Genomic DNA, 19,438 nt, shown 5'->3' with positions numbered 1-19,438 from the left:
AAAAGAAGGTTTCGGCCTTCTTTTTATTATGATATAATGAAGTGAACAGCAATACAGGAGGATCTCATGGCTCAATCATTGAATAAAACCGTTGAATTCCATACTACAGGGGTTTCTTACCTTGGAGTGGGGGGAAAGGTTGGAAAAATCCTAGTCGGGAATGCCGCTTTTGAATTTTATGCGGATGCTAATGTTGAAGACTACATCCAAATTCCCTGGCAAGAAATCGAGCGAATCGGAGCCAATGTATCCGGACGTAAAATTAGCCGCCATTTTGAAATCTATACCAGAGAATCAAAATTTCTCTTTGCTTCAAAAGACTCTGGAAAAATTTTAAAGATTGCTCGGGAACATCTGGGAAATGATAAAATTGTCAAACTTCCTACGTTGATCCAAATCATCACGGCTAAAATTAAAAATCTATTTGCAAAATAGGATCTTTTCTTGTATAATAGACGCAAACGGATAAGTAAGTTAAGAGGTTCTTTCAGAAAGTCTGCGGTTGCTGCGAGCAGATAGAAATCTTAATTGAAATTCTACCGTTTCTTTAAAATACAATATCGAATCAAGTGCACACCTGTGAAGTTGGATGGAACCGTGGCTCTGCCACTCCAACACTCTGACAGGTGTGTTTTTTGTTAAAGGAGAAGCTATGTTAGATATTAAACGGATTCGTACAGACTTTGATGCGGTTGCTAAAAAATTGGCAACACGTGGCGTAGATGCAGCTATTTTGAATGAAATGAAAGAAATCGATGCTAAACGTCGAGATATCTTAGTCAAAGTAGAAAATCTCAAAGCAGAGCGTAACACTGTATCTGCTGAAATCGCACAAGCTAAACGCAACAAAGAAAATGCAGATGATAAGATTGCTGCCATGCAAACCCTCTCTGCTGAGGTCAAAGCATTGGATACAGAATTGGCTGAAATCGATGCAAAATTGACTGAATTCACCACTACCCTTCCAAACATCCCTGCTGACAGTGTCCCTGTTGGAGCAGATGAGGATGACAACGTTGAGGTTCGCCGTTGGGGAACACCGCGCGAATTTGGCTTTGAACCAAAAGCTCACTGGGATTTAGGTGAAGACCTTGATATCCTTGACTGGGAACGTGGGGCTAAAGTTACTGGTGCTCGTTTCCTCTTCTACAAAGGACTTGGAGCTCGCTTAGAACGCGCTATCTACAACTTCATGTTGGACGAACATGGTAAGGAAGGCTACACTGAAGTCATTCCTCCTTACATGGTCAACCATGATTCTATGTTTGGTACTGGTCAGTATCCAAAATTCAAGGAAGATACTTTTGAACTTAGCGATACCAATTATGTCCTCATTCCAACAGCTGAAGTTCCTTTGACGAACTACTACCGCGATGAAATTCTTGATGGGAAAGATCTTCCAATCTACTTCACCGCTATGAGTCCATCTTTCCGTTCAGAAGCTGGTTCAGCTGGTCGTGATACTCGTGGATTGATCCGTTTGCACCAATTCCATAAGGTTGAAATGGTGAAATTTGCTAAACCAGAAGAATCATATGATGAATTGGAAAAAATGGTTGTCAATGCTGAAAATATCCTTCAAAAACTGAACCTTCCATACCGTGTAGTAGCTCTCTCGACAGGAGACATGGGCTTCTCAGCTGCCAAGACTTATGACTTGGAAGTATGGATTCCAGCGCAAAACACCTACCGTGAAATCTCAAGCTGTTCCAATACAGAAGATTTCCAAGCCCGCCGTGCGCAAATCCGCTACCGTGATGAAGCAGATGGCAAGGTAAAACTCCTTCACACTTTGAACGGTTCTGGATTGGCAGTCGGACGTACCGTCGCTGCTATTCTTGAAAACTACCAAAACGAAGACGGTTCTGTGACCATTCCAGAAGTCCTTCGCCCATACATGGGTGGCGCAGAAGTCATCGCACCAAAATAAAGTTTAAAAAAACTGAGTCTTGCAAATTGCAAGCTCAGTTTTTTAATATTTACGAAAACGTTGGTAGCGTTTCTCCAGAAGATCTTCGAGAGGTAAGGCTTGTAAAACCTTTAACTCTTCCTGTAATTCCTTCTTCACTTGAGCCAGTAGTTCTCCATTTGAAAATCCATGCTCGGGAATCACCTTATCGACAATTTCCATATTTAATAATTCGTGAGAAGTAATCTTCATCAACTCTGCTGCTTCCATGGCACGACTTCCATCTTTCCAAAGAATAGAGGCGAAACCTTCTGGACTCAAGACTGCATAGATGGAGTTCTCAAGCATCCAAACCTTATCTGCTACAGCAAGAGCTAAGGCACCACCAGAACCACCTTCTCCGATGATAATCGCGATAATTGGAACTTTTAAATCACTCATTTCCATGAGGTTACGAGCAATGGCTTCCCCTTGTCCTCGTTCTTCAGCACCAACACCAGGATAAGCACCCGCTGTATTGATAAAGGTCACAACTGGACGGCCAAATTTCTCTGCTTGCTTCATGAGGCGCAAAGCTTTTCGATAGCCTTCTGGATGGGGTTGCCCAAAATTACGTTTTAGATTATCTTGAAGATTTTTTCCTTTTTGGATTCCAACGACTGTAACCGTTTGATCGCCTAAGCGTCCAATCCCACCAATCACCGCACCATCATCACGGAAGTTTCGATCTCCATGTAATTCGATAAAATCATCAAAAATTCCTTGAGCAAAATCAAGCGCAGTCAATCTTCCTTGGTCACGTGCCTCTTTAATAATCTGTGTTATTTTACTCATGTTTACCTCCATGAAGGGCCAATAATTGTCCAACTGTTGCTCGGATTTGGCTTCTCTCCACGATCAAGTCTACAAATCCATGTTCTTGTAGAAATTCTGCTTTTTGGAAATCATCTGGCAATTTTTCACGCACAGTTGATTCGATCACGCGCCGACCGGCAAAACCAACCAAGGCCTGACTCTCTGCCATGATAATATCACCTTCCATAGCAAATGAGGCTGTCACCCCACCAGTTGTTGGATCGGTCAATACCGTCAAATAGAATAATTTTTCTTTAGAATGACGTTGAACAGCTGCAGAAATTTTCGCCATTTGCATCAAACTCACGATTCCTTCTTGCATCCGAGCGCCACCGGAAGCGGTAAAGAGAACAACTGGCAATTTTTCTTTTGTCGCAAATTCAAATAAACGAGTAATTTTTTCGCCTACCACAGAACCCATTGAAGCCATGATAAAGTTGGAATCCATGATCCCAAGCGCAACTTCTTGCCCTTTAATCAAGGCAGTTCCAGTCAGGACAGCTTCATCCAATCCTGTCATTTCCCGCACTGCTGCTAGTTTCTTCTTATAATTTGGGAAATTCAAAGGATCTGTCGTTTCGATTCCTGTAAACATTTCTTCAAAGCTAGCTGGATCCACTGTCAGCGCCAAGCGTTCTTTAGCAGAAATACGGAAGGTATAGCCACAATTCGGGCAGACACGCTCACTACCTAAATCCTTTTGGTAAATGGTATGTTTACAACCTGGGCATTGTGAAAATAGTTCATCAGGAACTTCAGGTTTTGGCTGAGGCTCCTTCCAGGCTGACCTATTCGGATTGATCCGAATATATTTATCTTTTTTAGAAAATAATGCCATTACTTACTCCTTATAATATGCTACAGTATCTGAAGCATTACTATAAAAGCCTGAAACTGTGAAGATGATGTTCATACTTCCCTCACAAGTCCAGGCTTTTTCATCATTCCTTATTATAATTTGGAAGGAATTGTTCCATCAAAAATGCAGTGTCATAATCACCAGCGATCACATGTGAATCTGAAATCAAATCCAACTGGAAACTACTATTGGTTGTGACACCATCGATTTCCAACTCATAAAGAGCTCGCTGCATTTTCATCAGTGCATCAAAGCGATTTTCCCCATGGACAATGATCTTAGCAATCATACTATCATAGTATGGCGGAATCGTATAACCAGGATACACAGCAGAATCCACACGCAAGCCAACCCCACCACTTGGAAGATAGAGATTAGTGATCTTACCTGGGCTTGGTGCAAAGTTGAAGGAAGGATTTTCCGCATTGATCCGGCATTCAATCGCATGGCCTTTAATGACAATATCCTCTTGAGTAACGGATAATTCTTGGCCAGCTGCGATTTTAATCTGTTCCTTAACGATATCAACTCCTGTTACAAATTCTGTGACAGGATGCTCCACTTGCACACGGGTATTCATTTCCATAAAGTAGAACTCACCCTTGCCTTCATCATACAAGAATTCAATCGTTCCAGCATTCTCATACCCAACTGATTCAGCAGCCCGAACAGCAGCAGAACCAATTTGATTACGAAGAGTTTTTCCGATAGCAATTGAAGGGGATTCTTCTAGAACTTTTTGATTGTTCCGTTGAAGAGAGCAATCGCGCTCACCTAAGTGAATGACATGTCCATGCTGATCCGCTAAAATCTGTACTTCAATGTGGCGTGCCGGATAAATCACCCGCTCCATATACATGGCACCATTCCCAAAAGCAGCTTGAGCTTCTGAGGAAGCAGATTCAAAAGCAGCAACCAAATCTTCTGGTTTTTCAACCTTCCGAATTCCCTTACCACCGCCTCCTGCAGATGCTTTCAACATCACAGGGTAACCAATACGTTCTGCAATCTCGAGGGCTTCTTCAGCAGTATACACTTCACCATCTGATCCAGGAATAACAGGCACTCCTGCTTTGATCATCTGTTTACGAGCATTAATCTTATCCCCCATCAAATCCATGACTTTAGCAGAAGGACCAATAAATTTAATGCCCACTTCCTCACACATGGTTGCAAATTTTGAGTTTTCACTTAAAAATCCAAAACCAGGATGGATAGCTTCTGCACCTGTTAAAACAGCCGCAGACAAGACAGCACTCATATTCAAATAAGATTCTGTTGATTTAGCAGGTCCAATACAGACTGCTTCATCCGCTAGTAAGGTATGCAAGGCTTCTTTATCAGCAGTAGAATACACCGCAACCGTCTCGATGCCAAGTTCACGAGCCGCACGAATAATGCGCACTGCAATCTCACCACGATTGGCGATTAAGATCTTACGAAACATAGATAGGCCTTTCTTAATTTCCAATTGCAAACGTAAGCGTTCCTGAAGCTGCAAGCTTACCGTCTACCTCTGCTTTCGCTTCAACAACAGCAATGGTTCCACGACGTTTGACAAAAGTAGCTGTCATCACCAGTTGATCTCCTGGAACGACTTGTTTTTTAAACTTCACCTTGTCCATCCCTGCATAAAAGACTAATTTACCTTTATTTTCAGGTTTTGACAACTCTAGTACACCTGCTGTTTGTGCCAAAGCCTCCATGATGAGAACACCTGGCATAACAGGATATTGTGGAAAATGTCCATTAAAAAATGGTTCATTAATTGTGACGTTTTTAATGGCAACAATCGTATCTTCGCTTGTTTCCAATACGCGATCCACCAAAAGCATTGGGTAACGATGCGGCAAAGCCTCACGAATAGCATTAATATCAATTGTCATTTGATTCGAACCAATCCTTTTCCAAATTCAACCATTTCTTCATTCGTTACTAAAATTTCAGTGACTACCCCATCTTTTGGTGCTGGGACTTCATTCATCACTTTCATGGCTTCGATAATCAAGAGTGTTTGACCCTTAGTGACCTTATCTCCTACAGATACAAAGGCTGGTTTATCCGGAGCTGGCGACAAGTAAGCCACCCCAACCAATGGACTTTCAACCACATCACCTTCTGCAGCCTGAGCTGGAGCAGCAACTGGTTCAGCTGCTACAGCTGGTGTTGCTGGTGCTTCAACAACAGGGGCTACTACAGGAGTTTGAGGAGCTGCTACCACTTCAACTGCAGGAGCAACCGGTGTAGCCGCAACTGAACTCGTTTGGTTTTTACTCAAATTCAATTCTTCGCCATTATTTTTATATGAGAATTCACGCAAAGTTGACTCATCAAATTGAGCCAACAAATCTTTGATTTCAGAAATATTCATGAATTAACCCTCCCAACGTTTAAAGGCCAGAACAGCATTGTGTCCTCCAAAACCAAAGGTATTTGAGATAGCATACTGAATATCCGCTTCTTGACCTTCACCATAAACAACGTTTGCTTCGATATAGTCAGATAATTCTTTGGTACCAGCAGTTTTTGGTACAAAGCTGTGACGAATCGCTTCGATAGTAGCAATCGCTTCAACCGCACCTGCAGCACCTAACAAGTGCCCTGTAAATGATTTAGTAGATGATACAGGAACTTCTTTACCAAGGACAGAAACAATGGCACCACTTTCACCTTTTTCATTGGCAGGTGTTGATGTCCCGTGAGCATTAACATAATCAACATCTTCAGGTTTGATACCAGCTTCATTGATCGCTAATTTAATCGCTTTAGCAGCACCTGAACCATCTGGTGTAGGTGTTGTCATATGGTAGGCATCACAGTTTGAACCGTAACCAACAATCTCAGCCAAGATGTTAGCACCACGTTTTTGAGCATGTTCCAAGCTTTCAATAACGAGAACCCCTGCACCTTCCCCCATCACAAAACCATTACGGTCTTTGTCAAATGGAATAGAGGAACGTTCTGGATCTTCCGTTGTTGAAAGGGCCGTAAGAGCATTGAAACCACCGATACCAATCTTGGTAATTGAAGCTTCAGCACCACCTGCCAAAACAACATCATGCATACCAAATTTAATTTCACGGAAAGCTTCCCCAATGGCATCATTGGCAGAAGCACAAGCTGTTGTCACGGATTTACATACCCCTTGAGCCCCAATCTTAAGTGCGATGTTTCCAGCACCCATGTTTGAAAGAGCTTTTGGAATAAACATTGGTTGGATTCTCTTCATCCCACGTTCATGCATCCGGATAATTTGATCTTCCAATTCTTGCAAACCACCGATACCAGATGATACAATCACACCAACACGATCGCGATCTTCTTCTTCCATATTCAAGCCTGAATTTTCAATAGCTTCCATTGCAGCATAGATTGCATACAATGAGTAAGTATCCATACGATTTTGATCTTTTTTCACGAAATATTTATCGAATGGGAAATCTTGAATTTCACCAGCATTAAAGACTGGAATTTCAGAAGCATCAAATTTCGTAATAGGCTTGATTCCAATTTTTCCTTCATGAAGGCTATTCCAGAACTCCTCTGGTGTATTTCCGATTGGTGAGGTTACACCGTAACCTGTAACAACAACACGATTTGTAGACATATATATTCTCCTTTTGTCGGATGGATATTTAAGTAAGTGATTTTCGATCAGTGAGCATTCATTATTGCATGGTCATTCCACCATCAATGGCAATTGTTTGACCAGTTAAATATTCTTGACCTGCCAAGAAAGCCGCAACTTCTGCCACTTCTTCAGCTTGACCAATTCGTTTCATTGGCACTTGAGCTAGCATGGCATCTTTCATTTTCTCTGGAATAGCATCAGTCATATCTGATTCAATGAAACCAGGTGCAATGGCATTCACACGAACGCCACGGGCTGCAACTTCACGCGCTACTGATTTGGTAAAACCAATCAAACCAGCTTTTGAAGCCGCGTAGTTCGCTTGACCAATATTCCCCATTAGACCAACAACAGAGGACATGTTGATAATGGCACCTTGACGAGCCTTAGACATAGGTTTCAAGACAGCTTGTGTCATATTAAAGGCACCGGTCAAGTTGATTTTCAAGACCCGTTCAAAATCTTCTTCAGTCATTTTCAACATCAACTTGTCGTTTGTAATGCCAGCGTTATTGACCAAAACATCAACACTTCCAAGCTTTTCAATTGCTTCAGCTACCATACGTTGAGCATCTTCGCCATTAGAAATATCCCCAGAAATACCAACAACAGTCACACCATAGTCAGCAAACTGCGCAAGCAAGTCCTCAGAAATTTCAGAACGTCCATTTAGGACAACATTGGCACCGAGACTCGCAAATTTATGAGCCACAGCCAATCCAATTCCTCGTGTTGAACCTGTTACAAAAACATTTTTATTTTTAAGTTCCATCTTTACCTCGTTTTAAGCATTCAGAAGTGCATCTAGACTAGCCTGATCTTCGACGTTATGAGTTGGAAGAGTTTTATCAATTTTCTTCAAGAATCCTGACAAGACTTTTCCAGGTCCGATCTCGATGACTTCATCTACACCAAAGTCTTGAATCGTAGCAATTGAATCATAGAAACGAACCGGTTCTTTTACTTGACGGGCCAACAGTGCTTTCACATCTTCCGACTTCATGATCGTAGCTTCTGTATTCCCAACTAAAGGAAGATCAAAATCATTAAATGATACTTTTTCTAGTTCAGTCGCCAATTTTTGACTAGCAGATTCCAGTAAGGCTGTGTGGAATGGACCTGACACATTCAAAGGGATCAAGCGTTTGGCACCTGCTTCCTGCAATAGTTCCACAGCATAGTCCACAGCCGCAACCTCACCACCAATCACAATTTGTGCTGGCGTATTGTAGTTAGCTGGTGTTACTACACCCTTTTCAGATGCTTGTTGACAAATCTCTTCGATCAAACTTGGATCTGTATTCATAACAGCAACCATTTTCCCACTTCCAGCAGGAGCTGCTGTTTCCATGAATTCACCACGTTTCGCAACCAAAGCTACTGCATCTTCAAACGAAAGAGCTCCAGCCGCAACTAAGGCAGAATATTCCCCCAAAGAGAGGCCGGCAACAATATCAGGAGTGATACCATTTTCTACTAAGAGACGATAAATGGCTACTGACGTTGTCAAAATAGCTGGTTGAGTATAGCGTGTCTGATTCAGTTTTTCTTCGTTAGAATCAATCAATTCACGCAAATCATAGCCTAGAATACGACTAGCCGTATCAAATGTCTCTTTAACAACGGGATAAGCCGCATACAAATCGCTCGCCATGCCCAATTTCTGAGCCCCTTGACCAGCAAATAAGAACGCACGTTTTGTCACTATCCTAATCCTTTCGACGTTTTTAGACGTTTACATCTGCCCAACGAGCAGCCTCTCTTTGAATCACCTTGGCTGCACCATAATAGATATCTTCTAGAATTTCAGCACAAGTTTCTTCCTTGCTCACAAGACCAGCAATTTGGCCTGCCATTACAGATCCATTGTCAACATCTCCATCAACAACGGCATTGCGAAGCGCACCTGCTCCTAATTCTTCAATTTCTTCTTGAGTCTTCTTACCTGCCAAGAAATCTTTTTCAGCTTGGTTATAGGCAGAAGCCAATTTATTCTTGATCGCACGAACAGGGTGTCCAACAACTGATGCTGAAACTACCGTATCAATATCTTTCGCTTTCAAGATTTTATTCTTAAAGTTTTGGTGAGCATTAGATTCTTTAGCAACCACGAAACGAGTTCCCACCTGAACAGCTTCGGCACCTAACATAAAGACAGCTGCAGCACCGGCACCATCAGCGACACCTCCAGCACCAATTACTGGAATAGAAACAACTTCAACCACTTGACGAACCAAGGTCATAGTCGTCAATTTACCAATGTGGCCTCCAGCTTCCATCCCTTCTGCAATCACTGCATCGGCACCTAATTTTTCCATCCGTTTTGCAAGGGCAACAGATGGAACAACAGGAATGACAGTGATCCCTGCTTCATGGAAACGATCCATGTATTTCCCAGGATTTCCAGCACCAGTTGTAACAACTTTTACACCTTCTTCAATCACCAGGTCAACAATGTCATCCGCGAATGGGGACAAAAGCATGATATTTACACCAAAAGGTTTATCTGTAATAGACTTCACTTTATCAATGTTAGCCTTTACAACTTCTTTTGGAGCGTTCCCGCCACCAATGATTCCAAGACCACCGGCATTTGATACTGCTCCAGCCAAGTCACCATCAGCGACCCATGCCATCCCACCTTGGAAGATTGGATATTTAATATTCAATAGTTCAGTAATTCGTGTTTGCATTATACCTACCTCTTTTTTCGCTTAAGTAATAGTTTGAGTTCGAAAGATTGTTTCTTTGAGCCTCAAACTATTACCTAAACAAGAGAGAATATCTTTCGATACTCTCATCTATCATTATTTTGTTTTTTCTTCTACGTAAGCGACAAGATCACCAACTGTAGACAATCCTTCTTCAGTTTCGATTTGGATATCAAAAGCATCTTCGATTTCAGAGATCACTTGGAACAAATCCAATGAATCAGCTTCTAAATCTTCGAATGTAGATTCAAGAGTTACTTCTGATGGTTCTTTACCAAGTTCTTCAACGATAATTTCTTGTACTTTTTCAAATACTGCCATGACAGGCCTCCTTAAAAAATAATATATAAATTTTTAAAATGTGTTTCCACATGTTTAACTAGATTGTAACAAGAAGTGTGCCCCATGTCAAACCTCCACCGAATCCTGTAAGAAGAATTTTTTGACTTCCATCCATCTTGATTCGATGATTCTCGACACACTCTGATAATAGAATGGGGATACTAGCAGCACTAGTGTTCCCATATTCCATCATATTTGCTGGGATCTTCTCTCTAGAGACACCCAGTTTTTTTGACATCTTATCTAACATTCGGTCATTCGCCTGATGTAAAAGAAAATAGTCAATCTCTTCTACTTCCATAGAGGCGTCTGCTATAATCTTTTGAATGCTTTTCGTGACATCACGAACAGCAAAATCAAAAACTGCCCGTCCATCCATCGTCAGATATCTTCGATCGGTAACTTCCTCTGAATAAGGGGAAGACAGACCCACATAGCAAGACTCAAGACTAGCTCCTCGGCTACCATCCGTAAAAAGACTTTCAGCTAAAAACGATTTTTGTTCGCTCGCTTCAAGCAAGACACCGCCAGCTCCATCTCCAAAAAGTACTGAAGTAGAGCGATCTGACCAGTCTAATACTTTTGAAAGCGTCTCACTACCGATCACAATCCCTCGCCGGTACATCCCTGAAGAAATGTATTTTTCAGCAGTGGCTAATGCAAATACAAACCCGCTACATGCTGCAGTCAGGTCAAAAGCAAAGGCTCGAGAAGCTCCAATATTAGCTTGTACTCGGGCTGCAGTCGATGGCATTAAGCTGTCTGGAGTAATCGTAGCCACAACGATAAAATCAATTTCTTCAGCGTCTAAGTTTGCTTTTGCTAATAATCTTTGTGCGACAACTGTTGCAAGATCACTGGTCGTCTCATCTCTTGAAATGTGACGACGAAGAATGCCTGTCCGACTACTGATCCATTCATCACTTGTATCCATAATCTCAGCTAAATCATCATTCGATACGACTTGGTCAGGTACATAATGAGCAACTTGACTAATTTTAGCAAAGACCATTATTTAATTTCCTCCAAGAAACGATACAGATTTTGCAATCCTTTTTGCATCACTTTCTTCTCTTCGGGACTCATATCTCCAATAATCTGGTTGACCATCCGTTTATGGAATTGCTGATGAAGTCGATAAAGTAGACGACCATTCTTTGTTAAACTCAAGTGTACAACCCGGCGATCAACTTCAGATCTTCTTCTTTCGATATACCCTTTGCGCTCAAGATTATTCAAACTTGTCGTGACAGTCCCCAAAGTCACCATCAACTCCCGTGAAATATCACTCGGGGTTGCATTCGGTGTCGAACCAATCACGTCGATCGTATGCATTTCTTTAATAGAAACATCTTTAAATCGACTTGCTCTTAGGCTCGTCTCCTCGATAACCAAAACATTATTAAAGATGGATGTTAAATAGTCATTAACTAATTGGTAATTCAAAACTCCACCTCCTAATTTTACTTTGATAGTCAAATTTTATCAAAAATGAAAATAATTTGCAAGCATTTTTTCATAAAACATAGAAAAAATACAAATTTATTTTCCTTTAAATTGTGGCCGACGCTTTTCAGAGTAGGCAATAACCCCCTCTTTAAAATCTTCTGTAAATGCTAGTTTCTTTTGCAAATTTAATTCAAGATTCGCATATTGGTCCCATTCTTTCAAGAAGGCTTCCCAAACCATTTCTTTCATGGCAGCATAAGAATTTGAAGATCCTCTTCTTAATTTTTTAAGCAATTGATCAACTGTTTTCTCAAGTTTTTCAGATTCACAAACGCGGTAAGCTAGGCCATATTCCGATGCTTTTTCTGCGGTCAAAGCTTCACCAGTCATTACTAAATGAGTAGCCCGAGACATACCAATAGCTTTTCCTAATAAGAATAACCCACCCGCATCTGGTGCTAAACCAACCCCAACAAAGGCTTGAATAAATTTAGTACGATCACTAATAATACAAAAATCAACAGCTACTGCTATGTTGGCCGCCGCTCCTGCGACCGCTCCATCAGCTACCATAATAACCGGCTTAGGTAATTGCTTAATCTTCTTAGAAATAGTATTAACTAATTCAGCAATTAAAACAAGAGACTCAATGTCATCTGCATCGACTGCGCGTTTCATTTCACTCAAATCTCCACCAACTGAAAAGATTTTCCCTTCTGCTGATAGAATAATGAATTTTACTTCCTCATTTTTTTCTGCATCTTCCAAGGCAGCTAAAATTTCCTGACACATTGGAATGTTAAAACCATTGGAAACTTCAGGACGATTTAAAGAAATTGACGCGAGATCGTTTTCAACAGAATACAAAATTGTTTCAAACATCACAGACTCCTTTTATTTAAATATAAAATATTTTGATATTAAAACTTTTTAATTATAACATATCATACCATAAAAAATAAGAATAGTAAAATATATCTATAAGATGTAACAAAATTGTAAAATTTGAATCATGACAATTTCTAGCCTCATAAGATCCACCTATTCTATGCCCTATTTATAAATACATTGTATCAACAACTGAAGTTTGGTATAATGTACTAATGAAACTATTAAGGAGAAAATATGAAAGTAACTAAATTCGGTGGAAGTTCTCTAGCATCAGCTCCACAATTAAAAAAAGTACTTGATATCATTAAAGATGATCCAGAAAGAAGATTTGTAGTTGTATCAGCTCCAGGCAAACGCAACGCTGAAGATACAAAAGTAACAGACGCTCTGATCCGGTATTATAAAGAATTTACTTCAGATAAGGATGTCACACAAACACAACAGTGGATTATTGAACGTTATCGTGCCATTACAGAGGAATTGGGTCTCAAAGATTCTATTATTCAGGAAATTGCTGAAGATATCTATGATTTAACAAATTTACCTAAAAAAGGGAATCCATTTACATACGATGCATTCCTAGCAGCTGGTGAAAATAACAATGCTAAACTCATTGCTGCCTATTTCAATCAAAATGGATTAGAAGCAAGATATATCCATCCAAAAGAAGCAGGAATTACGGTCACTGCAGAACCTTCCAACGCTCGTATTTTACCATCTAGTTACGATAAAATTGAAGAACTAAAAGATTCAAGTGAAGTGATTGTCATTCCAGGTTTCTTTGGTGTTACTCAAGATGGCGACATTTGTACATTTTCTCGTGGTGGATCTGACATTACAGGATCGATCATTGCAGCAGGTGTAAAAGCAGACTTATACGAAAACTTTACAGACGTAAATGGTATCTTTGCAGCACATCCAGGTATTATTAAACACCCACATTCTATTCCCGAATTAACCTACAAAGAAATGCGTGAATTAGCCTATGCTGGTTTTTCAGTCTTGCATGATGAAGCACTCGTTCCAGCATACAGAGGTAAAATTCCATTAGTTATTAAAAATACAAATAATCCAGACCACCCTGGAACCCGCATTGTTTTGGAACATTCAAATGATCATGTGACTGTTGTAGGAATTGCAGGTGATTCAGGATTCGTTAGTATTAACACTACAAAATACCTTATGAACCGTGAAGTCGGTTTTGGTCGAAAAGTCCTTCAAATTTTAGAAGATCTCAATATCAGTTGGGAACATATGCCAACAGGAATCGATGACTTGTCCATCATTTTGCGTTCTCGTGAACTGACTCCAATCAAAGAACAAGAAATTTTAAAACAATTAACGCAAAAGCTCGAAGTTGACACAGCCGAAATTGAACATGATCTTTCCATCATTATGATTGTTGGTGAGAAAATGAAGAGTCAGGTAGGGGTTACTGCCACTGCAGCCAAAGCACTATCAGAGAATGAAGTGAATATTCAAATGATCTCGCAAGGTTCTAGTGAAGTTTCCATCATGTTTGTTGTAAGTAAAGATCAAGAAGAAAAAGCAATTAAAGCCTTATATCAAGCATTTTTCCCAAATAACTAAATAGAGAAAAGCTCCGTTAACTAAACGGAGCTTTAATTAACATTAAAATGAAAAGTAAAAAAAGAGATCAATTACTTGATCTCTTTTATTCTATACTCCGCCAGTAGGACTCGAACCTACGACATCATGATTAACAGTCATGCGCTACTACCAACTGAGCTATGGCGGAATAAAGCTAAGCGACTACCTTATCTCACAGGGGGCAACCCCCAACTACTTCCGGCGTTCTAGGGCTTAACTGCTGTGTTCGGCATGGGTACAGGTGTATCTCCTAGGCTATCGTCACTTAACTCTGAATGATTAAACATTCAAAATTGAACATCTATATTCTAACAAGTTAACCTTTCGTTGTCAATATCTTCTGACTCTTTGGATAAGTCCTCGAGCTATTAGTATTAGTCCGCTCCATTGCTCACACAACTTCCACTCCTAACCTATCTACCTGATCTTCTCTCAGGGCTCTTACTGATATATAATCATGGGAAATCTCATCTTGAGGTGGGTTTCACACTTAGATGCTTTCAGCGTTTATCCCTTCCCTACATAGCTACCCAGCGATGCCTCTGGCGAGACAACTGGTACACCAGCGGTAAGTCCACTCTGGTCCTCTCGTACTAGGAGCAGATCCTCTCAAATTTCCTACGCCCGCGACGGATAGGGACCGAACTGTCTCACGACGTTCTGAACCCAGCTCGCGTGCCGCTTTAATGGGCGAACAGCCCAACCCTTGGGACCGACTACAGCCCCAGGATGCGACGAGCCGACATCGAGGTGCCAAACCTCCCCGTCGATGTGAACTCTTGGGGGAGATAAGCCTGTTATCCCCAGGGTAGCTTTTATCCGTTGAGCGATGGCCCTTCCATACGGAACCACCGGATCACTAAGCCCGACTTTCGTCCCTGCTCGAGTTGTAGCTCTCGCAGTCAAGCTCCCTTATACCTTTACACTCTGCGAATGATTTCCAACCATTCTGAGGGAACCTTTGGGCGCCTCCGTTACCTTTTAGGAGGCGACCGCCCCAGTCAAACTGCCCGTCAGACACTGTCTCCGTAGATGATGAACCTACCGGGTTAGAGTGGCCATAACACAAGGGTAGTATCCCAACAACGCCTCCATCGAAACTGGCGTCCCGATCTCTATGGCTCCTACCTATCCTGTACATGTGGCACAGACACTCAATATCAAACTGCAGTAAAGCTCCATGGGGTCTTTCCGTCCTGTCGCGGGTAACCTGCATCTTCACAGGTACTAAAATTTCACCGAGTCTCTCGTTGAGACAGTGCCCAAATCATTACGCCTTTCGTGCGGGTCGGAACTTACCCGACAAGGAATTTCGCTACCTTAGGACCGTTATAGTTACGGCCGCCGTTTACTGGGGCTTCAATTCATACCTTCGCTTACGCTAAGCACTCCTCTTAACCTTCCAGCACCGGGCAGGCGTCACCCCCTATACATCATCTTACGATTTAGCAGAGAGCTGTGTTTTTGATAAACAGTTGCTTGGGCCTATTCACTGCGGCTGACTGAAAGCCAGCACCCCTTCTCCCGAAGTTACGGGGTCATTTTGCCGAGTTCCTTAACGAGAGTTCTCTCGCTCACCTGAGGCTACTCGCCTCGACTACCTGTGTCGGTTTGCGGTACGGGTAGAGTATGATTAACGCTAGAAGCTTTTCTTGGCAGTGTGACGTCACTAACTTCGCTACTAAACTTCGCTCCCCATCACAGCTCAATGTTATAGAATTAAGCATTTAACTCAATTCACACCTCACTGCTTAGACGTGCACTTCCAGTCGCACGCTTTAGTTAGCCTACTGCGTCCCTCCTTCACTACATACTCTAGTACAGGAATATCAACCTGTTGTCCATCGGATACACCTTTCGGTCTCTCCTTAGGTCCCGACTAACCCAGGGCGGACGAGCCTTCCCCTGGAAACCTTAGTCTTACGGTGGACAGGATTCTCACCTGTCTTTCGCTACTCATACCGGCATTCTCACTTCTATGCGTTCCAGCGCTCCTCACGGTACACCTTCTCCACACATAGAACGCTCTCCTACCATACCTATAAAGGTATCCACAGCTTCGGTAAATTGTTTTAGCCCCGGTACATTTTCGGCGCAGGGTCACTCGACTAGTGAGCTATTACGCACTCTTTGAATGAATAGCTGCTTCTAAGCTAACATCCTAGTTGTCTGTGCAACCCCACATCCTTTTCCACTTAACAATTATTTTGGGACCTTAGCTGGTGGTCTGGGCTGTTTCCCTTTCGACTACGGATCTTAGCACTCGCAGTCTGACTGCCGACCATAATTCATTGGCATTCGGAGTTTATCTGAGATTGGTAATCCGGGATGGACCCCTCACCCAAACAGTGCTCTACCTCCAAGAATCTTAATGTCGACGCTAGCCCTAAAGCTATTTCGGAGAGAACCAGCTATCTCCAAGTTCGTTTGGAATTTCTCCGCTACCCACAAGTCATCCAAGCACTTTTCAACGTGCCCTGGTTCGGTCCTCCAGTGAGTTTTACCTCACCTTCAACCTGCTCATGGGTAGGTCACATGGTTTCGGGTCTACGACATAATACTATTCCGCCCTATTCAGACTCGGTTTCCCTACGGCTCCGTCTCTTCAACTTAACCTCGCATCATATCGTAACTCGCCGGTTCATTCTACAAAAGGCACGCTCTCACCCATTAACGGGCTCGAACTTGTTGTAGGCACACGGTTTCAGGTTCTATTTCACTCCCCTCCCGGGGTGCTTTTCACCTTTCCCTCACGGTACTGGTTCACTATCGGTCACTAGAGAGTATTTAGGGTTGGGAGATGGTCCTCCCAGATTCCGACGGGATTTCTCGTGTCCCGCCGTACTCAGGATACTGCTAGGTATAAAGACTATTTCGAATACGAGGCTCTTACTCTCTTTGGCTGACCTTCCCATGTCATTCTTCTATAATCTTTAAGTCCACATTGCAGTCCTACAACCCCGAAGAGTAAACTCTTCGGTTTGCCCTCCTGCCGTTTCGCTCGCCGCTACTCAGGCAATCGCTTTTGCTTTCTCTTCCTGCAGCTACTTAGATGTTTCAGTTCACTGCGTCTTCCTCTACCTATCCTTAACAGATAGGAGTACTAGCCATTAGCTAGTGGGTTCCCCCATTCGGACATCTCTGGATCGTCGCTTACTTACAGCTCCCCAAAGCATTTCGTCGTTTGTCACGTCCTTCTTCGGCTTCTAGTGCCAAGGCATCCACCGTGCGCCCTTATTAACTTAACCTTATTTTTGGTCTTGCGACCTAAACTCTTTAAATATTTACAGCGTTTCGGTTTATTTTCTTGTTACTATTTGATATAGATATTCAATTTTCAATGTTCAATCTTAACACCCTTACAGTGTTAATGGAGCCTAGCGGGATCGAACCGCTGACCTCCTGCGTGCAAAGCAGGCGCTCTCCCAGCTGAGCTAAGGCCCCACAAGACCTCTCAAAACTAAACAAGACCAACGTACAGGTTTCCATTTCCTTAGAAAGGAGGTGATCCAGCCGCACCTTCCGATACGGCTACCTTGTTACGACTTCACCCCAATCATCTATCCCACCTTAGGCGGCTGGCTCCTTACGGTTACCTCACCGACTTCGGGTGTTACAAACTCTCGTGGTGTGACGGGCGGTGTGTACAAGGCCCGGGAACGTATTCACCGCGGCGTGCTGATCCGCGATTACTAGCGATTCCGACTTCATGTAGGCGAGTTGCAGCCTACAATCCGAACTGAGACTGGCTTTAAGAGATTAGCTTGCCGTCACCGACTCGCGACTCGTTGTACCAGCCATTGTAGCACGTGTGTAGCCCAGGTCATAAGGGGCATGATGATTTGACGTCATCCCCACCTTCCTCCGGTTTATTACCGGCAGTCTCGCTAGAGTGCCCAACTCAATGATGGCAACTAACAATAGGGGTTGCGCTCGTTGCGGGACTTAACCCAACATCTCACGACACGAGCTGACGACAACCATGCACCACCTGTCACCTCTGTCCCGAAGGAAAACTCTATCTCTAGAGCGGTCAGAGGGATGTCAAGACCTGGTAAGGTTCTTCGCGTTGCTTCGAATTAAACCACATGCTCCACCGCTTGTGCGGGCCCCCGTCAATTCCTTTGAGTTTCAACCTTGCGGTCGTACTCCCCAGGCGGAGTGCTTAATGCGTTAGCTGCGGCACTGAGTCCCGGAAAGGACCCAACACCTAGCACTCATCGTTTACGGCGTGGACTACCAGGGTATCTAATCCTGTTTGCTCCCCACGCTTTCGAGCCTCAGCGTCAGTTACAGACCAGAGAGCCGCTTTCGCCACCGGTGTTCCTCCATATATCTACGCATTTCACCGCTACACATGGAATTCCACTCTCCCCTTCTGCACTCAAGTTAAACAGTTTCCAAAGCGTACTATGGTTAAGCCACAGCCTTTAACTTCAGACTTATCTAACCGCCTGCGCTCGCTTTACGCCCAATAAATCCGGATAACGCTCGGGACCTACGTATTACCGCGGCTGCTGGCACGTAGTTAGCCGTCCCTTTCTGGTAAGTTACCGTCACAGTGTGAACTTTCCACTCTCACACTCGTTCTTCTCTTACAACAGAGCTTTACGATCCGAAAACCTTCTTCACTCACGCGGCGTTGCTCGGTCAGGGTTGCCCCCATTGCCGAAGATTCCCTACTGCTGCCTCCCGTAGGAGTCTGGGCCGTGTCTCAGTCCCAGTGTGGCCGATCACCCTCTCAGGTCGGCTATGTATCGTCGCCTTGGTGAGCCGTTACCTCACCAACTAGCTAATACAACGCAGGTCCATCTCTTAGTGATGCAATTGCACCTTTCAAATCAACATCATGCAATGTCGACTTTTATGCGGTATTAGCTATCGTTTCCAATAGTTATCCCCCGCTAAGAGGCAGGTTACCTACGCGTTACTCACCCGTTCGCAACTCTTCCGCTCGGTGCAAGCACCAAGCTTCAGCGTTCTACTTGCATGTATTAGGCACGCCGCCAGCGTTCATCCTGAGCCAGGATCAAACTCTCATTAAAATAATTGTTTGTCTTAAACTCATTCTGTCACTGACAGATTTATTGTTTTTTTATTGTTCAGTTACTATAACCTTAGTTATAGCGCCCTGCACATTGGTTCGTCTTGTTCAGTTTTCAAAGGTCTTTGTCGCTCTC

At 42.9% G+C, this 19,438-nt stretch carries 16 protein-coding genes, 2 tRNA genes and 3 rRNA genes; 3 read left to right on the top strand and 18 right to left on the bottom strand.

Features of this window, described 5'->3' with window-relative positions; all coding sequences use genetic code 11:
- Nucleotides 1-66: 66 nt before the first annotated feature.
- Nucleotides 67-435, top strand: coding sequence for a DUF956 family protein (locus ADH92_RS08925; protein WP_023920226.1), 369 nt, complete (start codon nt 67-69; stop codon nt 433-435).
- A gap of 217 nt (nt 436-652) precedes the next feature.
- Nucleotides 653-1,930, top strand: a complete 1,278-nt coding sequence (gene serS, locus ADH92_RS08920; protein WP_003018473.1) for a serine--tRNA ligase — start codon at nt 653-655, stop codon at nt 1,928-1,930.
- A gap of 42 nt (nt 1,931-1,972) precedes the next feature.
- Here the strand turns inward: serS and ADH92_RS08915 are convergent, their stop codons facing one another.
- From ADH92_RS08915 to fabM, 13 genes are all read right to left on the bottom strand, one after another.
- A complete protein-coding gene (locus tag ADH92_RS08915; protein ID WP_049498150.1) occupies nt 1,973-2,743 on the bottom strand; it encodes an acetyl-CoA carboxylase carboxyl transferase subunit alpha in 771 nt (256 codons plus the stop codon).
- Nucleotides 2,736-3,602, bottom strand: coding sequence for an acetyl-CoA carboxylase, carboxyltransferase subunit beta (accD, locus tag ADH92_RS08910; RefSeq protein WP_049498149.1), 867 nt, complete (start codon nt 3,600-3,602; stop codon nt 2,736-2,738). Before accD ends, ADH92_RS08915 begins: the two co-directional genes overlap by 8 nt.
- A gap of 103 nt (nt 3,603-3,705) precedes the next feature.
- Entirely contained in the window at nt 3,706-5,070 is a 1,365-nt protein-coding gene (locus tag ADH92_RS08905) for an acetyl-CoA carboxylase biotin carboxylase subunit (protein WP_003003860.1), read from the bottom strand.
- Nucleotides 5,071-5,083: 13 nt separating this feature from the next.
- Nucleotides 5,084-5,509 carry a 3-hydroxyacyl-ACP dehydratase FabZ gene (gene fabZ / locus ADH92_RS08900; protein WP_003004019.1) on the bottom strand — a complete coding sequence of 142 codons (426 nt, stop codon included), beginning with the start codon at nt 5,507-5,509 and terminating at the stop codon, nt 5,084-5,086.
- Nucleotides 5,506-5,994 carry an acetyl-CoA carboxylase biotin carboxyl carrier protein gene (gene accB, locus ADH92_RS08895; protein ID WP_049498148.1) on the bottom strand — a complete coding sequence of 163 codons (489 nt, stop codon included), beginning with the start codon at nt 5,992-5,994 and terminating at the stop codon, nt 5,506-5,508. The genes fabZ and accB overlap by 4 nt, the downstream gene beginning before the upstream one ends.
- A gap of 3 nt (nt 5,995-5,997) precedes the next feature.
- Complete coding sequence (gene fabF, locus ADH92_RS08890; RefSeq protein ID WP_003010454.1) at nt 5,998-7,230, bottom strand: beta-ketoacyl-ACP synthase II; 1,233 nt, start codon at nt 7,228-7,230, stop codon at nt 5,998-6,000.
- A gap of 61 nt (nt 7,231-7,291) precedes the next feature.
- A complete protein-coding gene (fabG, locus tag ADH92_RS08885; RefSeq protein WP_003010456.1) occupies nt 7,292-8,026 on the bottom strand; it encodes a 3-oxoacyl-[acyl-carrier-protein] reductase in 735 nt (244 codons plus the stop codon).
- Nucleotides 8,027-8,038: 12 nt separating this feature from the next.
- Nucleotides 8,039-8,959, bottom strand: a complete 921-nt coding sequence (gene fabD, locus ADH92_RS08880) for an ACP S-malonyltransferase (protein WP_049498147.1) — start codon at nt 8,957-8,959, stop codon at nt 8,039-8,041.
- 22 nt (nt 8,960-8,981) lie between these two features.
- Complete coding sequence (gene fabK / locus ADH92_RS08875) at nt 8,982-9,947, bottom strand: enoyl-[acyl-carrier-protein] reductase FabK (RefSeq protein WP_049498146.1); 966 nt, start codon at nt 9,945-9,947, stop codon at nt 8,982-8,984.
- A 114-nt stretch (nt 9,948-10,061) separates the two neighbouring features.
- On the bottom strand, nt 10,062-10,286 hold the full coding sequence (locus ADH92_RS08870; protein ID WP_003003892.1) for an acyl carrier protein: 225 nt from the start codon (nt 10,284-10,286) through the stop codon (nt 10,062-10,064).
- Between the two features lie 58 nt (nt 10,287-10,344).
- The gene (locus ADH92_RS08865; protein ID WP_049498145.1) at nt 10,345-11,319 is read right to left on the bottom strand and encodes a beta-ketoacyl-ACP synthase III; all 975 of its coding nucleotides are present in this window, start codon (nt 11,317-11,319) and stop codon (nt 10,345-10,347) included.
- Nucleotides 11,319-11,753 (bottom strand): fatty acid biosynthesis transcriptional regulator FabT, encoded by a 435-nt coding sequence (fabT, locus tag ADH92_RS08860; protein WP_009732277.1) that lies wholly within the window; start codon nt 11,751-11,753, stop codon nt 11,319-11,321. The genes ADH92_RS08865 and fabT overlap by 1 nt, the downstream gene beginning before the upstream one ends.
- 96 nt (nt 11,754-11,849) lie before the next feature.
- Nucleotides 11,850-12,641, bottom strand: coding sequence for a trans-2-decenoyl-ACP isomerase (gene fabM, locus ADH92_RS08855; protein ID WP_049498144.1), 792 nt, complete (start codon nt 12,639-12,641; stop codon nt 11,850-11,852).
- A gap of 240 nt (nt 12,642-12,881) precedes the next feature.
- On the opposite strand from fabM, the gene ADH92_RS08850 reads away from it, so the two are divergent.
- Nucleotides 12,882-14,237: an aspartate kinase gene (locus tag ADH92_RS08850; RefSeq protein WP_049498143.1), complete on the top strand. Its 1,356-nt coding sequence runs from the start codon at nt 12,882-12,884 to the stop codon at nt 14,235-14,237.
- Nucleotides 14,238-14,332: 95 nt separating this feature from the next.
- On the opposite strand, the gene ADH92_RS08845 is transcribed toward ADH92_RS08850, so the two are convergent.
- The 5 genes from ADH92_RS08845 to ADH92_RS08825 all read right to left on the bottom strand — a co-directional run bounded on the left by ADH92_RS08845 (nt 14,333) and on the right by ADH92_RS08825 (nt 19,303).
- Nucleotides 14,333-14,406 (bottom strand) — tRNA-Asn (locus ADH92_RS08845).
- A gap of 5 nt (nt 14,407-14,411) precedes the next feature.
- Nucleotides 14,412-14,527: ribosomal RNA gene (gene rrf / locus ADH92_RS08840) — 5S ribosomal RNA — on the bottom strand.
- Nucleotides 14,528-14,606: 79 nt separating this feature from the next.
- Nucleotides 14,607-17,506: ribosomal RNA gene (locus tag ADH92_RS08835) — 23S ribosomal RNA — on the bottom strand.
- Nucleotides 17,507-17,629: 123 nt separating this feature from the next.
- Nucleotides 17,630-17,702 (bottom strand) — tRNA-Ala (locus ADH92_RS08830).
- 53 nt (nt 17,703-17,755) lie between these two features.
- Nucleotides 17,756-19,303: ribosomal RNA gene (locus ADH92_RS08825) — 16S ribosomal RNA — on the bottom strand.
- The 16S, 23S and 5S rRNA genes sit together here with 2 tRNA genes alongside, the layout of an rRNA operon.
- Nucleotides 19,304-19,438: the final 135 nt, after the last annotated feature.

This window comes from Streptococcus parasanguinis, assembly GCF_001073155.1.
Taxonomy (GTDB): Bacteria; Bacillota; Bacilli; order Lactobacillales; family Streptococcaceae; genus Streptococcus; species Streptococcus parasanguinis_D.
The sequence above is the reverse complement of the archived record's forward strand: the minus strand, read 5'-3'. Positions and strand labels throughout refer to the sequence as shown.

What these genes read in the sequence shown, in the direction of transcription:
- ADH92_RS08925 (WP_023920226.1), top strand. Translation starts at nt 67, where the DNA reads ATGGCTCAATCATTGAATAAAACCGTTGAATTCCATACTACAGGGGTT.
- serS (WP_003018473.1), top strand. Translation starts at nt 653, where the DNA reads ATGTTAGATATTAAACGGATTCGTACAGACTTTGATGCGGTTGCTAAA.
- ADH92_RS08915 (WP_049498150.1), bottom strand. Translation starts at nt 2,743, where the DNA reads ATGAGTAAAATAACACAGATTATTAAAGAGGCACGTGACCAAGGAAGA.
- accD (WP_049498149.1), bottom strand. Translation starts at nt 3,602, where the DNA reads ATGGCATTATTTTCTAAAAAAGATAAATATATTCGGATCAATCCGAAT.
- ADH92_RS08905 (WP_003003860.1), bottom strand. Translation starts at nt 5,070, where the DNA reads ATGTTTCGTAAGATCTTAATCGCCAATCGTGGTGAGATTGCAGTGCGC.
- fabZ (WP_003004019.1), bottom strand. Translation starts at nt 5,509, where the DNA reads ATGACAATTGATATTAATGCTATTCGTGAGGCTTTGCCGCATCGTTAC.
- accB (WP_049498148.1), bottom strand. Translation starts at nt 5,994, where the DNA reads ATGAATATTTCTGAAATCAAAGATTTGTTGGCTCAATTTGATGAGTCA.
- fabF (WP_003010454.1), bottom strand. Translation starts at nt 7,230, where the DNA reads ATGTCTACAAATCGTGTTGTTGTTACAGGTTACGGTGTAACCTCACCA.
- fabG (WP_003010456.1), bottom strand. Translation starts at nt 8,026, where the DNA reads ATGGAACTTAAAAATAAAAATGTTTTTGTAACAGGTTCAACACGAGGA.
- fabK (WP_049498146.1), bottom strand. Translation starts at nt 9,947, where the DNA reads ATGCAAACACGAATTACTGAACTATTGAATATTAAATATCCAATCTTC.
- ADH92_RS08870 (WP_003003892.1), bottom strand. Translation starts at nt 10,286, where the DNA reads ATGGCAGTATTTGAAAAAGTACAAGAAATTATCGTTGAAGAACTTGGT.
- ADH92_RS08865 (WP_049498145.1), bottom strand. Translation starts at nt 11,319, where the DNA reads ATGGTCTTTGCTAAAATTAGTCAAGTTGCTCATTATGTACCTGACCAA.
- ADH92_RS08850 (WP_049498143.1), top strand. Translation starts at nt 12,882, where the DNA reads ATGAAAGTAACTAAATTCGGTGGAAGTTCTCTAGCATCAGCTCCACAA.